We start from the raw sequence: 14,603 nt of genomic DNA, 5'->3' as shown, positions 1-14,603 counted from the left end.
TAAGGCGCATTAGCGTCTTATTTTTATAGCACTTCATCTTTAGAGCGTCTTATAAAAGCTGACATTGCGAAACTCGGGTGATTCATCTAAATCAGGCCAAGTGGTTGCACTACGCTCATCCAGTTTTTCATATTTTGGATGGCTAAAGTTTTTGACGCGACTGTCCGCGACCCATACCTCTGGTGCAAACTTCAAAAATTCATCTAAGAAAAAGCGATTACACTGGTCATACAGCACATCTGCGGCTAACAAAATATCTACCTGCTCTGCTTTATACAGATCATCAAGATATTCAAGCTCTACATCATTTAATGCTGCATTGGCACGACAGGCATCTAAGCTCACTTGATCAATGTCACAGCAAATCACTCGCTTTGCACCTGCCATTTTAGCTGCAATCGCAACTACACCTGAGCCCGCACCAAAATCCAACACCACTTTGTCTTTTACATGCTGAGGTTCTGCCAGCAACCACTGCGCCATAGCAAGGCCCGATGCCCAACAAAAAATCCAATACGGCGTATCATTCCAAATACGGCGAATGACTTCGTCATCCATTTTATCCGTTGGAAACACAGGTGGAATCAACCACAAAGAAATGGGCGTTTCAGGCAATTGCTGTGCATGTAATTCGCAGTGTGGAATCACCTGATGCAGTGCATTAAGCAAATGTTCAGGGGCTTGGGGAAATTGAAAAGTGCAACTCATTGGATTTCTTTTAATTGGTATTTATATCTTTAAAGAATCTCCCCCCTAGCCCCTCTTTAAAAAAGAGGGGAAACTCTATCCAAGAAAGTGATCAGAGTTCCCTCCTTTGAAAAAGGAGGGTTAGGGAGGATTTAAAATTAAGCTAAAGCTTTCTCAGCAGCTTCTACAGTTTGACGAATCAATGTGGTAATCGTCATTGGGCCTACACCACCCGGAACTGGTGTATACGCAGAAGCAACATCTTCAATACCCACCAATTGAATATCACCTACGCCACCGCCATCACGTGGATGGAAGCCAGCATCTACTACAACTGCACCTTGCTTAATCCAATCTTTTTGAATTAATTCTGCTTTACCTACTGCACCCACAATAATGTCTGCTTGCTTAACAAAGCTTGCAAGGTCTTGTGTACGTGAGTGACAAATCGTTACGGTTGCATTCGCTTCAAGTAGCATTGCAGCCATTGGTTTACCCAAAATAGCCGAACGACCTACAACAACCGCATGTTTACCCGCGATTTCAATGTTGTTTTCTTTCAGAATCGTCATAATGCCCGCAGGAGTTGCTGAACCATACGCAACTTCACCCATTGCCATACGGCCAAAGCCTAGACAAGTCACACCATCAACGTCTTTTGCAAGTGAAATTGCATCGAAGCACGCACGTTCATCAATTTGAGCAGGTACTGGGTGTTGTAACAAAATACCATGAACATCTGGGTTTGCATTTAATTTTTCAATTTCTGCAAGCAATTGTTCAGTTGTGGTTTCTTTAGAAAGTTCAACTTTTAATGAATCCATACCGACACGGCGGCAAGCATTTCCTTTCATACGCACATAAGTTGCAGATGCACCATCGTCACCTACCAAAATAGTCGCAAGAATTGGGGTACGACCTGACTTCTCTTTTAACGCTTCTACACGTGTTAATAAGTCAGCTTCAATTTGCTTCGCCAATGCACGACCATCTAAAACTAATGCCACGGCACATCTCCAAGTGATGATATGAATCAATTTTGCACATAATACATGATAATTTTAATTATTTTCCGCTATATGCTGTTTTTATGCGCATCCGAATGAACAAGCTATTGTTTTTTTTTCTGAGCTTGATAATATACGCATCAACAAGACATGGCGGGGTGGCAGAGTGGTCATGCAGCGGACTGCAACTCCGTGTACGCCGGTTCGATTCCGACCTCCGCCTCCATCTTGTTAAGCCCGAGTGGTGAAATCGGTAGACACAGGGGATTTAAAATCCCCCGACCTTCAAGTCGTGCCAGTTCGAGTCTGGCCTCGGGCACCATTCTTCTAATACAGAAAATGGTGTAAATAAAGAACTCAGCTTAAAGCTGGTTTTTTTATGCCTGAAATTTGGTTTTTACATCATTTTTATTTATCCCCTTCCTTTATTTTGCATAAAAAAAGCACCCTTACGGATGCTGTGGAAAAACAATTAAACTTTTATTTATTCTTAGATATTTTCAACATTTATAACTAAGCACAATGATCCTGTAAATATGTTGCTAAGCTCTGTTTAAGCTCTTGCTTCAAACTTTCTGGTTGCAAAATAGTGAGTCCAGGAATCCAAAAACGAATTAGAGGCAAAAGTTGCATGGTATGTCCAATCTGACAACTTAAAATTAAAGCCCCATCTTCCAGTTCGTGTTCTGTCTTCTGCTCTGGCAATAAACGTCGTTGTTTAAAATAACTGGCAATAGTTGATGCAACTTTAATTTGAACTTCAAACTTATCTTGCCCAAACCAAATACTGTCTTCATCTTGCAAACTGCTGAGTACAGCATGATCTGGACTAAATGTCTCATATTCATGCTGAGTCGTTTGTAGTTGTATGTGGCTTAAACGATAGGTTCTTAATTGGCCTTTCCGCACAGCAGCCAAGTACCAACTGCCATGATGATGGATCAAGCGATAAGGCTGTACCAATTTCGGTTCATTTTTATATAAGAAGCCAATTTGGCGATGTTGTTGTATAGCTACACTCAAGCTTTGAAATAGTTCAATATACCGTGAAGCATCTTCGTATTCATAGCCTTTAGCACTATATACCTCAGGTGTATGCTGACTCAAAATTTCCTTTAAAAAAGGCAAATCCAATGACGGGTAAAGTTGTTCTACCCCAGAAACTTGTGCAAAATATTTAAAATCTTGAGGTTTGAGTTTTGTTAAATAGGCAGGATCTAAATAGAATTTTTTACTTTGATCATCTTGCAACAATGGTAAATTACTGCTCATACGATCGAAGTCACGGCTGATCGTTCTCGTGCTGACCGAATATTCAAGCGCTAACTCTTTAATCGACAAACGCGCCCCTGCATTCAGCTTTGTGAGTATGCTCGCCAAGCGCTCTGCAAGACGTTCATGTGTCGACGGATTTTCTTTCATATATTCTCTTTTTAAACGCTTTCTAAACAGCGTTATTTTTTAGCGACAATCCAGCCAATTTAATTCCAATACACCTGAACCCATATTAAATTATGGTTTAATTTTGCGCCAAACGGTCAATATATCGCTCTAAATGCAACATGGCTTTATAGAGTTTATGCAAATCTCGCACCGCTACTTTATTGCGTACAATCCCTTTGTGTAGACGCTTTAAAGCTCGACCACTATGCAAATCTGTATAAGCATTTGGAATAATTTTCATAATCCCCCCTGAATGTGATTTAACACAAATCTTCAAAAAATAGTGTGATTTATTAATTACCTAATTTATACAAAACTTTTGACAGGTTGTGTCTAATAATTTGCATTTTTTTTACTTTTTGGCAAATTTTATGATTTATTTTAAGTACATAATTTGACGCAACTCACATTTTATTATAAAAATAAAAACCAACTCAAAGAGTTGGCTTTTATTCAGTTTTTTTGTAATTTATACAGTGATATTCACCACAACTTTCCCAATATGCTCACCTGTATCCATACACGCATGTGCTTCTTGAATTTGCTTAAACTCAAAGGTCTTGTAAATCATCGGTAAACACTCACCTTTTGCCCATAGCGGTGCAACATGTGTTTGTAAACCCTGAGCAATCTCAGCTTTTTCTGCCGTATTACGCGCACGCATCGTAGAACCTGTAATCGTCAAACGCTTCATCATGATTTGACCCAATTTTACCTCTTTGGCTTTAGCACCGCCCAAGAATGCGATATATACCAAACGACCATCACGACGTAAAAGATTCAAGTTTTTTTCTAAATACGGCGCACCCACCATATCTAAAACAACATCGACACCACCATTATCAGTCGCTTCATTAATCACTTGCTCAAAGTCTTGAGTTTTATAGTTAATCGCCGTGGTTAAATCTGAAATCGCTTTAACTTTTTCATCTGAACCCACGGTTGCAAAAGATTTTAAGCCCAACGATTTACACAGCATAAGCGCGGTTGTACCAATACCGCTTGCACCACCATGCACCAGCACAGTTTCACCTGCTTTGGCATGTGCCATTTGAAACACATTGGCCCATACGGTAAAGAAGGTCTCTGGGATCGCTGCGGCTTGGGTAAAACTTACACCTTCTGGAATGCGAATGGTTTGGCTTTCAGGCACAACGCAATATTCTGCATAACCACCGCCATTGGTTAGGCCACACACTTGATCGCCTACCTTAAACAAAGTGACATCTGTACCTACAGCAACCACTTCACCTGCAACTTCTAAACCCGGTACTGGTGTTACGCCTTTAGGCATTGGGTACAAGCCTTGACGCTGTAAAATGTCTGGGCGGTTAATACCAAAGGCATGTACTTTTACCAGCACTTCATCTGCCTTTGCTTCTGGGATTGCAACGCTTTCATAAGCCAGTTTATCTACACCACCTGGCTCAGTAATAATGACCTGTTGCATGGTTTGCTGTGACATTGTTCTTCCTTTTTCAATTATTGACTATTCATCTATCTAAGCACTATTTGAACATAGAAATAGCACAGAATGAATAAGCATGGACTTATGTATAATCAGTAGGGTATTTCATTTATAAATAATAGGCCGAGTATGTCTCAGATCATTGAATACAATGAAAATAATGCCAAAGACTATGAATGGTTTGATGGTTTTGCTGTGATTCGCTTCTATGCAAACTGGTGTACACCCTGCATACAAAATTTCCCTGTATTTGAGCAATGTGCGAACCAAATGTCTACACAGTATGCAGCACTTAAATTTGGCAAAGTGAATGTCGATGCCTCACCTATTCTTACCTTGCGCTATAACGTGTATGGCTTACCCTCAACCTTAGTGTTTTATCGTGGGCAAGTAGTTCAGCGTATTGCAGGCGTCAAATCGCTTGGTGAATTACAGGCAATCATTCAACACGCCATACAATCGCATGTGACACAGGACTAATCTTATTTCCAAGTCTTTATTATTTTTGCATTGGCTCATTTGGAAGGCGTACAAATTTCATTAGAAAGTTACGCACCAATGGCAACACAATTAAAATTAACGGAAATGCCATTGCCCACGACATTGCCCAAGCATGCAGCCACATGTCCATAAAGCCTTCAATCCAGCCTTTATTCATCAGCATGTTAAAGCAAGAAATCGCGCCACTCATAATTCCAGATAGAAACAACGGCATCAGCCATGCTAAGTGTTTTGGGTGAAATTTAGGAAGACTATTGCTCATGTTGCACCTCTGTAGCGATCTGATCATTCTTTTGCGCTTTGATGGTTTGTTTGAGTGTTTTCATAAATTCAATAAACTGCGGTAAAAAATCTTTAAATAAAGGATGTTGCTTATTTTCCAATAAGGTTTCACCAAACAGTTTTAAACCGATAGCAAAGGCTTGGGCTTTTTCATCTTCTAGCAAATTGCTTTGCTGAATACGCTCTAAAACCTTAAATAGGTCATCATGGTTATAGGCATTAAACTGTAATTCTTCTGTATATGCCGATGGATTACCCTGCGCATCAGCCACGTGCTTTACAGTAATCTGATATTGATGCTGTTTCATTGCGTCACCTCCATACGGCTAATTTCCACTGCTGCTTTATCGATTTTTTCTGCAATCGCATAGACCTGTTCAGGCGTCAGCTCACTGTACTGGATTTTAATCCGCAGTGATGCTTTTAGGTTTTCCATAGCGCGCTTAATGTCCACATAGACTTCATTGTTATGAATTTGCTTACGGGTATCAAAACGGCACAGAATTTTATCTACAGTCGCTTTTTCTGCAGACAGATGCTGTATACCCTGCTCTGTAATACTGTACTGCTTACGCTCTTCTGCATTGAGTTCTGCATGAATGTAATGCTGATCTTCTAAGTAATTTATTGTAGGGCAAATGGTGCCTGTACTTGGTTTGTAGTTACCACCAACCAAATTTGCAACGTCTTTAATGATGTCATAGCTGAACTTAGGTGCTTGAGAAACCAAATGTAGTACCAACAGCTTCATTTCGCCCGCTTCGAATAAGCGTTTTCGGGTTTTAATAGGACTTTCGATGTCTGCAATGAGGTCTGAATTTGACATAGCAAAGATACACCTTAAGATTAATTAAGATATATCTTAATGGTATTTTTAGTTTTTGAATAGTCTATTTTTCGGTTTTTCACTTTTTCTAAAATACTTAATAAGTATTTTTTCCTCGATTTACATTTTACTTAGTGTTTCAATATGCTCAAAATAAAAACAATTTCATTTCTATGACTGATCAACTCCGTAAAAAATTCGAAAATATTGAACTCAATGCTGGTCAAGGCAAGATCAGTGCTTTTCTTTCAATTTCACTAGGATTATTGGCAATCTTTTCAGCACTATGCTTTTTATTTCCTAGTGTTCTAACCACGCCTGAACTTAGACCATTCTATGCGAAACACTATGATATTTTTTATTATGCGCTCTTAATAGGTATTTGTATCAGTGCTTGTTTTGGTGCTTATAGCGCAATCTTTAAACAGAATAAATATGGATTCTATGGTCTTTGCTTTAGCATTATTGCTGTCATTTTAGGTTGTGGATTAATCAAAGCACCTTCGATTCCAGCATTACCTTTTTATGCAGGATTTGATTATTTTGTCATTACACTTGTTATTCTTGCACTTGTATTTATTCCACTTGAAGGTTTTTTTGCAAAGAATAGTGAACAGAATCTACTTCGTACCGGATGGGTCACCGACATGAAATATTTCATGTTTAGTCATATTGGTATTCAGCTGTTTTCATTTTTAACTGTGATGCCAATTCAATATTGGATTACGCACATATCTCACAATCCAATTGTTCCATACATACAAGCTCAACCGATTTGGCTACAGTTTATTGAATTATTGATTGTTGTTGATTTCACCACATATTGGATTCATCGTGCCTTACATGAAGTTAACTTCTTATGGAGATTTCATGCGATCCACCACTCTTCCGAACAAATGGATTGGTTAGCATCATCACGATTACACATTATAGAAGTCTTAATCACTCGCTTTATTGCCACTCTACCCATCTTTTTATTAGGTTTTCACACATCCGCAGTTTTTGCCTATCTTATATTTATTTCTTTCCATGCAATATTTATCCACTCAAACGTAAGATTTAGATTTCCATATTTACGCTGGTTAATTGCTACACCTGAATTCCATCACTGGCATCATTCGTCAGAAAAGCCTGCAATTGATAAAAACTATGCAGCATTTATTCCTTTATATGATGTTATCTTCAAAACAATTTACATGCCTAATCACCTTGCTCGTGTATATGGTACTGTGGGTTATAAAATTCCCAATAGTTTTATGAAGCAGTTTACTTGGCCGTTTAAGCGTTATATCAATAAGTTGAAAAAGCGCTTTGGAAAAAATCCTTATTAACGATCGTGTTCTAATTAAACAAAAAATGTAACCCGTCTAGCAGTAGGTTACATTTTAAAATTTATATACGACTTATTCCATGTAAAAGAAAACTACCCTCTTCCTTTATACTCTCTCACCATTCGATCACTCACATCTTCAGAATAACAAAGTGGAGTATAGCCGCCTGCTCGATTGTAGGCACTACGCTTGCCACATCGGCTTCCATTGCGTGCCGTGTTGTAAGGACAAGGACAATTACCAGGATAACTCTCAATCGATTGCTGAATAATTTTCTGCTTTATTTGCTCAACATTTTGACTACTTTGTTTTGCATCAACACTTAAAGTGATTGAACACAACCCCATTAAAAATAATAATTTTTTCATAAATACCCCTCTTACAGAAATATTCTATAGAGAAAATATTTATGTGAATCATCACACACAATTTAACTGTTTTATTTTTCAACAGTTAATTTCAAAGCAATAAAAAACCCGCCTCTCGGCAGGTTTTTTATATCAATTCAATCTATTACAAACGAACCAACTCAACAATTTTATCAGCAACTTCTTCAGCAGATTCTGCCGTATAAGCTACATCAGTGCCTTCGGTCGCATCTGTAATCACAACTACACCAGTCTCACGAACAAGCGCAACTTGTTCCGCACTTAAACCAGCTTTCGCAATCGCAACCACACCTTGCTGAATCAACAAGCTTTCAATTGCTTGTGCATTTTCAAGGGCTTTTGCAGTCACAGTTACAGCTGCAGGCTTTTGACCCAAACGCGCAGCACGTGCTTCAGCCGTTACTGGCTCATTGTGCGCAGTCCATTCAATCGCAGCTTCAACCATACCCGCACCAACGGTTACGTTGTTTAAGCGGTCAATAAAGATGAATGAACCTGTATAACGACTGTCTTGGTAACGGTCAAATACCACTGGTGCATCAAATTCAATAGTCACATCAGCAATTGAGTTTAACTCAAGCTCAGCCACTTCCATTTTTTCCAATGTGTTTACATTGGTACGGTAGTTAATTTTCGCAACTTTCGCAGGAATGGTTTGTGTACCAAACTTCACGTTATACAGCTTACCAACCACTAAAGGTTGATCTGTCATCCACACCACAGATGCACGTGCAGAGCGTGAAATTAACGGCTGTTCGCCAGCTTTCACCAACACGTTACCACGTGAAATATCAATTTCATCATTCAGCGTAAGTGTTACAGCTTGACCTGCAACAGCATGGTCTAAATTACCGTCAAATGTCACAATCTCTTTAACAGTAGACGACTTACCAGATGGCAATGCTGTAATGGTATCGCCAACTTTCACTTGACCAAGCGCAACAGTACCGCAAAAACCACGGAAGTCGAGGTTTGGACGGTTTACGTATTGAACAGGGAAACGGAATTCGTGCTTGCTAGTGTCATGCGCAATTTCAACAGTTTCCAAAGTCTCCATTAAGGTTTGACCTTGGTACCATGGCGTATTTGCTGATTTGTTAACGACGTTATCACCATTCAACGCAGAAATAGGCGTGAAGATGATGTTTGCAGGCTTACGATCACCCAATTGGTTTACGAACTCGTTGTATTCCGCTTGAATTTCATTAAAGCGTGCTTCAGAGAATTCCACCAAGTCCATTTTGTTAATCGCAACCACAATGTTACGAATACCCAAAAGGCTTGCAATAAACGAGTGACGGCGAGTTTGTGTTTGCACACCATAACGTGCATCAATCAAGATGATTGCTAAATCCGCAGTAGACGCACCTGTTGCCATGTTACGTGTGTACTGTTCGTGCCCTGGGGTGTCGGCAATAATGAACTTACGCTTTTCTGTAGAGAAATAACGATAAGCCACATCAATAGTAATCCCTTGCTCACGTTCAGCTTGTAAGCCATCTACAAGTAAAGCTAAGTCAGGCGCATCGCCAGTCGTACCCACTTTTTTAGAATCACGGGTTACGGCTTGCAATTGATCTTCGTAAATCAATTTTGAATCGTAAAGTAAACGGCCGATTAAAGTCGACTTACCATCATCCACGTTACCGCAAGTGAGGAAACGTAGAAGGTCTTTATTTTCGTGTTGTTTTAAATACGCCAAGATGTCTTGGCTAATTAAATCTGATTGGTGAGACATTGCTCAAAGCTCCACATATTCTTTTGAAATCGGTTTGGAATCTTTTTAATCCCTCTAAATATCCCTTTGTTAAGGGAGACTTGACTCCGCTTTGAAGCCCCTCTTTCTCAAAGAGGGGTTTGAGGAGATTTTTAGAGGAGATTTCGAGATTCTTAGAAGTAACCTTCCTGCTTTTTCTTTTCCATCGAACCTGCTTCATCATGGTCGATCATACGACCTTGACGTTCAGATGTAGTGGCTAAAAGCATCTCTTGGATAATTTCCGGCAAGGTTGTTGCAGTTGATTCAACCGCACCAGTCAATGGGTAACAACCTAAAGTACGGAAACGCACCGATTTCATTTGCGGTACTTCACCTTCGTTTAAACGCATACGCTCATCATCAACCATGATCAGTGTACCGCTACGCTCAACTACTGGACGTTCAGCAGCCAAGTACAAAGGAACCAGTTTAATATTTTCGAGGTAGATGTATTGCCAGATATCCAACTCAGTCCAGTTAGATAATGGGAACACTCGAATACTTTCGCCTTTGTTCACTTTACCATTGTAAAGGTTCCAAAGTTCAGGACGTTGGTTTTTAGGGTCCCAACGGTGTTTGGTATCACGGAATGAATAAACACGTTCTTTAGCACGTGATTTCTCTTCATCACGACGCGCACCACCGAAAGCAGCATCAAACTGATATTTATCCAACGCTTGTTTTAAGCCTTGGGTTTTCATAATGTCAGTGTATTTTGAACTACCGTAATCGAATGGGTTTACACCCGCATCTTTACCTTCTTTGTTTTGATGCACGATCAAATCAAAGCCATGCTCTTTCGCCATGTTGTCACGGAAAGTAATCATGTCTTTAAACTTCCAGCCCGTATCTACATGTAGTAGTGGGAATGGTAATTTGGCAGGATAAAACGCTTTCAATGCAAGATGCAGCATGACTGCTGAATCTTTACCGATTGAATACAGCATGACTGGGTTTTCAAACTCAGCAGCAACTTCACGGATGATATGAATACTCTCAGCTTCTAGCTGTTTAAGATGAGTAAGTCTTTCCTCATTTAACGACATGGACAACACCAGCTTAGAAAAACGTGTACTTATGACACTTTTGAAAATTTATATTCATTATAGTGATTTAGTTATCTAGACTATTGCTTGTTTTATTATATTGATATGCAAATTCGTCATATAAAACTTTGCTGATAGTATATATCAATTTTAATTAATCAATCAGCTACATGATATAAAGCCAACTGATTGTAGCGCTTTAGCACCCAAATATTAAGTTTACTCAACAATAACATCATAGCTAATAACTCTTAACCAGCAATATGCAAGTCTGACTTTTCAATTTAGATTAGAGTGAATCTAGCCAATCTTCCCCATAGACTATGCCTTACAGCCATTTTGACCTCGAAGCACTTAAAGCTCGCTTAGCACAGGCGAAACTTGCAGGCTTTATCTATCAACACCAGCAACACATGCTTATTTTGCAAGAAGCACTGAATGAAGATGGTTCAGCACTAAATAATTTTGTGCAACATGAACTGAGTTCTGACCAATTAGGCCTGCAATTTGGTCTACGACTTTCGGAGCAAAAGTGGGAATTTGTGATTGGAATTACTCACAGCAATCAAGACCGTCGCTATGAAATTGGTGCTGGCAATTTAAAAGCCGACCAACGTGCTTTTAACCTACTGTATGCGTTTTATAATTATCCTAAAGGTTTTTACACCATTAGTATGCCCTTAGCCTGCAATGCCAACCAATTAAAAAATGCCATTGCAGAGCAATTATATACGCTACCTGAAATGGCATTTTTAGACAGCGCTGTAAAAACCAATCCTATGGGCGAACAAGTGCAATGGATGAAAGCATTTATTGAACAAAATGCCTTAGACATGAAAGTCCGCATTCAAACGTCTTTACTATAAACATGCGTCCTAATCCCCAAAAAACACAGCCAATAAAAGGGTAAAAATTTGATTAAGCTCCATTAAAAATGAGCTGTAAAAGTCAATAAGCCAGTCGAACGAAGACTGGCTGGGCTCCAACCAGATAGCCTGAATACAAAACAATAAACATGGGTCAATTTAAAACTTGTAATTGAAGCATGGGTACGTTGCTAAAACGATAGACTTTAAAACCTGACCCAATCCCATAAAGTTTGAACATTTTAAGATTTAAAGCACACTTTATGCTAAAAACATGCAATTTAGATGAAAATTTCTTATACATTTTGACAATTTTTGTCAGCTATTTTTTACACAAATCCATCATTCAATGATATCTTTAATTAAATAAATATGAGTAGCCAGCGATCATTTAAGCTTAAATGATTGAAAGAAAACTCCAAATATAAAAGAGAAAAACCTATATGTGGGAATTATTCACTCATCCATCAAACATCGCATTTAGCACCAGTTTGTGCTTAATGTTTTTGTTTGGGATTTTTGAAATTCTGCTAACAATTATTGGCGGTGGCTCACAAACTTTGCTAGATCAATTTTTAACAGACAGTGCCACACCAAACGCAGAAACACACCTCGATGCCGATCATGGTTTAATAGGTAAAGCTTTAGATTGGCTGTACTTAGGTCGTGTGCCTTTATTTGTTTGGTTAATTATCTTTTTAACTGCTTATGGTCTCACTGGTTTTATTATTCAAGGCATTACCCTGCAATTAACCGACATGCTGTTTAATGTTTGGCTGATTTCCTTTGCGTGTTTATTTTTATCTATGCCTATAGTTCGCACTATTGCAAAGTTAGTGGCAAAAATCTTACCTCAAGATGAAACCATGGCTATTTATAGTGATGAACTGATTGGCCGTACTGCGACCATTATTTTGGGTGAAGCCCGCCAAAACTACCCTGCTCAAGCCAAAGTAATCGATCATCATGGTACCACACACTATATTTTGGTAGAGCCAGAAACTGAAGCAACATTTGGCCAAGGTCAGTCTGTCATTTTAACGCAAAAAACCAAAACTGTTTTTCAGGCTGTATCTGCATAAGCCATGATTTGATTCTAATTCTTTTTATTTTAATTCAATTACAACAATCTCGAGTTATTTAGAACAATGTTAGACATGATTCCAAGTAGCCTACTTATTAGCGTAGGCATTATTTTTGCTGCATTTATTTTTATTGGCTTTATTTTAGCGCGACTTTACCGTCGCTCAAGCAAAGAAATTTCCTTTGTGCGTACAGGCTTTGGCGGTGAAAAAGTGATTTTAGGCGGTGGCGCCATTGTGCTCCCTGTGTTGCATGAAATTATTCCCGTAAACATGAATACCCTACGCCTCGAAGTACGCCGTGCGGATGATCAAGCATTGATTACTCGCGATCGTATGCGTGTAGACGTGATGGCAGAGTTCTATGTGCGCGTAAAACCTACAGCAGATTCTATTGCAACTGCAGCACAGACCTTAGGTCAAAAAACCATGTCGCCAAATGAGCTTAAAAATCTTGTTGAAGGTAAATTTGTAGACTCCCTGCGTGCCGTGGCTGCTGAAATGGCCATGGAGGAATTACATGAAAAACGTGTGGACTTCGTACAAAAAGTTCAACAGGTTGTGTCTGAGGATTTACATAAAAATGGTTTAGAGCTAGAAACTGTTTCACTCACTGGACTCGACCAAACTGGCTTTAAATACTTTAACCCACAAAATGCTTTCGATGCAGAAGGTTTAACTAAACTGACTGAAACCATTGAAGACCGCCGTCGTAAACGTAATGCGATTGAGCAAGATGCAGACTTAGCAATTAAAACCAAAAACCTAGAAGCAGAACAAGCTCGCTTGCAAATTCTACGTGAAGAAGAATATGCCAAGTTGCAACAAGAACGTGAAATTTCTGTGCGTCGTGCAGAACAACTGGCAGAAATTGCATCGCAAGAAGCTGCGAAAAAACGTGAAGCAGAAGAAGCACGTATTGCCGCTGAACGTGAAGTCGATTTAAAACGTATTACTGCCGCACGCGACGTTGAAAATCAAAATATTCAAAAGTCGCAAATTATTCAGCAAGCACAAGTAGAACAAAAGAAAACTATTGAATTGGCTGAACAAGATCGTGCGATTGCCATTGCAGAAAAATCACGTGCCGAATCTGAAGCCAAAGCACATGCCGATCAAGCACGTGCCCAAGCGGTAAAAGCAGAAGAAGAAGTGATTACCGTTCGTCAAATTCAACAAGCAGAGCGTCAAAAAGCAGTTGAGTTGGTCTCTGCAAAAGAAAAAGCAGAAAAAGAAGCCATTGCGATTACCGTTGCAGCTGAGGCAGGCAAACAAGCTGCTGCTGATGATGCAGAAGCTATCCGCATTGCGGCTGAAGCAGAAGCTGAAAAAGTACGCTTAAAGGCCAAAGGTGAAGCAGATGCAAAAGTTCTATTGGCTCAAGCAATGGAAAAACAATATCAAGTAGATGCTGAAGGTACACGTGCTGTAAACGAAGCCAATAACGTACTGTCTTCTGAACAGGTTGAAATGCAGATCCGTTTAGCTATGCTGAAATACTTACCAGAAATTATCCGTGAAAGCGTAAAGCCTATGGAAAATATTGACGACATTAAGATTTTACAAGTCAATGGTCTGGGCGGTGTAAGTGGCTCAACAGCAAGTACTGAAGGTGAACAAGGTCAAGTGGCTTTATCTGATCAGGTGGTGAATAGCGCCCTACGCTACCGCTCGCAAGCACCTCTCATTGACAGCTTAATGAGTGAGCTGGGCATACAAGGCGGTGATATCAATGGTTTAACTCAAAGTCTGAAAACCAACAAGAACTAAATACATAATTAAAAAAGCAGTGTTTACACTGCTTTTTTCTTTTCATCCGTGTATAGCGCATTTGTGTCGTTTAAATAACCGCTAGATAAACGTAATTTAAACATAAAAAAAGAGAATCCTAAGATTCTCTTTTTGACATTTAAGTT

General features: G+C 39.3%; 16 protein-coding genes and 2 tRNA genes. 7 read left to right on the top strand and 11 right to left on the bottom strand.

The genetic code is table 11. The features are described from left to right. Positions 1-39 precede the first annotated feature (39 nt). Complete coding sequence (locus tag D9K81_RS05775) at positions 40-708, bottom strand: class I SAM-dependent methyltransferase (protein ID WP_120374351.1); 669 nt, start codon at positions 706-708, stop codon at positions 40-42. Between the two features lie 137 nt (positions 709-845). After that, entirely contained in the window at positions 846-1,694 is an 849-nt protein-coding gene (gene folD / locus D9K81_RS05770; protein WP_120374350.1) for a bifunctional methylenetetrahydrofolate dehydrogenase/methenyltetrahydrofolate cyclohydrolase FolD, read from the bottom strand. Positions 1,695-1,846: 152 nt separating this feature from the next. Between folD and D9K81_RS05765 the strand changes: the two genes are divergently transcribed. Both D9K81_RS05765 and D9K81_RS05760 read left to right on the top strand, forming a co-directional pair. Continuing rightward, positions 1,847-1,920: transfer RNA gene (locus D9K81_RS05765), tRNA-Cys, on the top strand. Positions 1,921-1,929: 9 nt separating this feature from the next. Next, positions 1,930-2,016 (top strand) — tRNA-Leu (locus D9K81_RS05760). A gap of 191 nt (positions 2,017-2,207) precedes the next feature. On the opposite strand, the gene D9K81_RS05755 is transcribed toward D9K81_RS05760, so the two are convergent. The 3 genes from D9K81_RS05755 to D9K81_RS05750 form a co-directional block, all read right to left on the bottom strand. Next, the gene (locus D9K81_RS05755; protein WP_120374349.1) at positions 2,208-3,116 is read right to left on the bottom strand and encodes a helix-turn-helix transcriptional regulator; all 909 of its coding nucleotides are present in this window, start codon (positions 3,114-3,116) and stop codon (positions 2,208-2,210) included. A 97-nt stretch (positions 3,117-3,213) separates the two neighbouring features. Continuing rightward, positions 3,214-3,378, bottom strand: a complete 165-nt coding sequence (locus tag D9K81_RS18405; RefSeq protein WP_171406885.1) for a hypothetical protein — start codon at positions 3,376-3,378, stop codon at positions 3,214-3,216. Between the two features lie 228 nt (positions 3,379-3,606). Continuing rightward, the gene (locus tag D9K81_RS05750; RefSeq protein ID WP_120374348.1) at positions 3,607-4,602 is read right to left on the bottom strand and encodes an NAD(P)H-quinone oxidoreductase; all 996 of its coding nucleotides are present in this window, start codon (positions 4,600-4,602) and stop codon (positions 3,607-3,609) included. Between the two features lie 132 nt (positions 4,603-4,734). Here D9K81_RS05750 and D9K81_RS05745 point away from each other — a divergent pair, with 132 nt between their 5' ends. Then, on the top strand, positions 4,735-5,085 hold the full coding sequence (locus D9K81_RS05745; RefSeq protein ID WP_120374347.1) for a thioredoxin family protein: 351 nt from the start codon (positions 4,735-4,737) through the stop codon (positions 5,083-5,085). Between the two features lie 19 nt (positions 5,086-5,104). Here D9K81_RS05745 and D9K81_RS05740 read toward each other — a convergent pair whose 3' ends face one another. From D9K81_RS05740 to D9K81_RS05730, 3 genes are read right to left on the bottom strand one after another with little or no spacing between them, the layout of a single operon-like run. Beyond that, the gene (locus D9K81_RS05740; protein WP_120374346.1) at positions 5,105-5,368 is read right to left on the bottom strand and encodes a DUF2798 domain-containing protein; all 264 of its coding nucleotides are present in this window, start codon (positions 5,366-5,368) and stop codon (positions 5,105-5,107) included. Next, a complete protein-coding gene (locus tag D9K81_RS05735) occupies positions 5,358-5,696 on the bottom strand; it encodes a DUF3861 domain-containing protein (protein WP_120374345.1) in 339 nt (112 codons plus the stop codon). The genes D9K81_RS05740 and D9K81_RS05735 overlap by 11 nt, the downstream gene beginning before the upstream one ends. After that, positions 5,693-6,214: a PadR family transcriptional regulator gene (locus D9K81_RS05730; protein ID WP_120374344.1), complete on the bottom strand. Its 522-nt coding sequence runs from the start codon at positions 6,212-6,214 to the stop codon at positions 5,693-5,695. Before D9K81_RS05730 ends, D9K81_RS05735 begins: the two co-directional genes overlap by 4 nt. 173 nt (positions 6,215-6,387) lie before the next feature. Between D9K81_RS05730 and D9K81_RS05725 the strand changes: the two genes are divergently transcribed. Next, positions 6,388-7,545, top strand: a complete 1,158-nt coding sequence (locus D9K81_RS05725) for a sterol desaturase family protein (RefSeq protein WP_120374343.1) — start codon at positions 6,388-6,390, stop codon at positions 7,543-7,545. Between the two features lie 92 nt (positions 7,546-7,637). On the opposite strand, the gene D9K81_RS05720 is transcribed toward D9K81_RS05725, so the two are convergent. The 3 genes from D9K81_RS05720 to cysD all read right to left on the bottom strand — a co-directional run bounded on the left by D9K81_RS05720 (position 7,638) and on the right by cysD (position 10,739). Further along, the gene (locus D9K81_RS05720; RefSeq protein WP_120374342.1) at positions 7,638-7,913 is read right to left on the bottom strand and encodes a hypothetical protein; all 276 of its coding nucleotides are present in this window, start codon (positions 7,911-7,913) and stop codon (positions 7,638-7,640) included. A 145-nt stretch (positions 7,914-8,058) separates the two neighbouring features. Then, positions 8,059-9,672 (bottom strand): sulfate adenylyltransferase subunit CysN, encoded by a 1,614-nt coding sequence (gene cysN / locus D9K81_RS05715; RefSeq protein WP_120374341.1) that lies wholly within the window; start codon positions 9,670-9,672, stop codon positions 8,059-8,061. 152 nt (positions 9,673-9,824) lie between these two features. Then, positions 9,825-10,739 carry a sulfate adenylyltransferase subunit CysD gene (cysD, locus tag D9K81_RS05710; protein WP_106985716.1) on the bottom strand — a complete coding sequence of 305 codons (915 nt, stop codon included), beginning with the start codon at positions 10,737-10,739 and terminating at the stop codon, positions 9,825-9,827. A 323-nt stretch (positions 10,740-11,062) separates the two neighbouring features. Here cysD and D9K81_RS05705 point away from each other — a divergent pair, with 323 nt between their 5' ends. The 3 genes from D9K81_RS05705 (at position 11,063) to D9K81_RS05695 (ending at position 14,457) form a co-directional block, all read left to right on the top strand. After that, positions 11,063-11,605 carry a hypothetical protein gene (locus tag D9K81_RS05705; protein WP_120374340.1) on the top strand — a complete coding sequence of 181 codons (543 nt, stop codon included), beginning with the start codon at positions 11,063-11,065 and terminating at the stop codon, positions 11,603-11,605. A 443-nt stretch (positions 11,606-12,048) separates the two neighbouring features. Continuing rightward, complete coding sequence (locus D9K81_RS05700) at positions 12,049-12,687, top strand: YqiJ family protein (RefSeq protein WP_120374339.1); 639 nt, start codon at positions 12,049-12,051, stop codon at positions 12,685-12,687. A gap of 66 nt (positions 12,688-12,753) precedes the next feature. Beyond that, positions 12,754-14,457, top strand: a complete 1,704-nt coding sequence (locus tag D9K81_RS05695) for a flotillin family protein (protein ID WP_120374338.1) — start codon at positions 12,754-12,756, stop codon at positions 14,455-14,457. Positions 14,458-14,603 lie beyond the last annotated feature (146 nt).

The sequence above is a fragment of the Acinetobacter chengduensis genome (genome assembly GCF_003664645.1).
Classification (GTDB): Bacteria; Pseudomonadota; Gammaproteobacteria; order Pseudomonadales; family Moraxellaceae; genus Acinetobacter; species Acinetobacter chengduensis.
The sequence above is the reverse complement of the archived record's forward strand: the minus strand, read 5'-3'. Positions and strand labels throughout refer to the sequence as shown.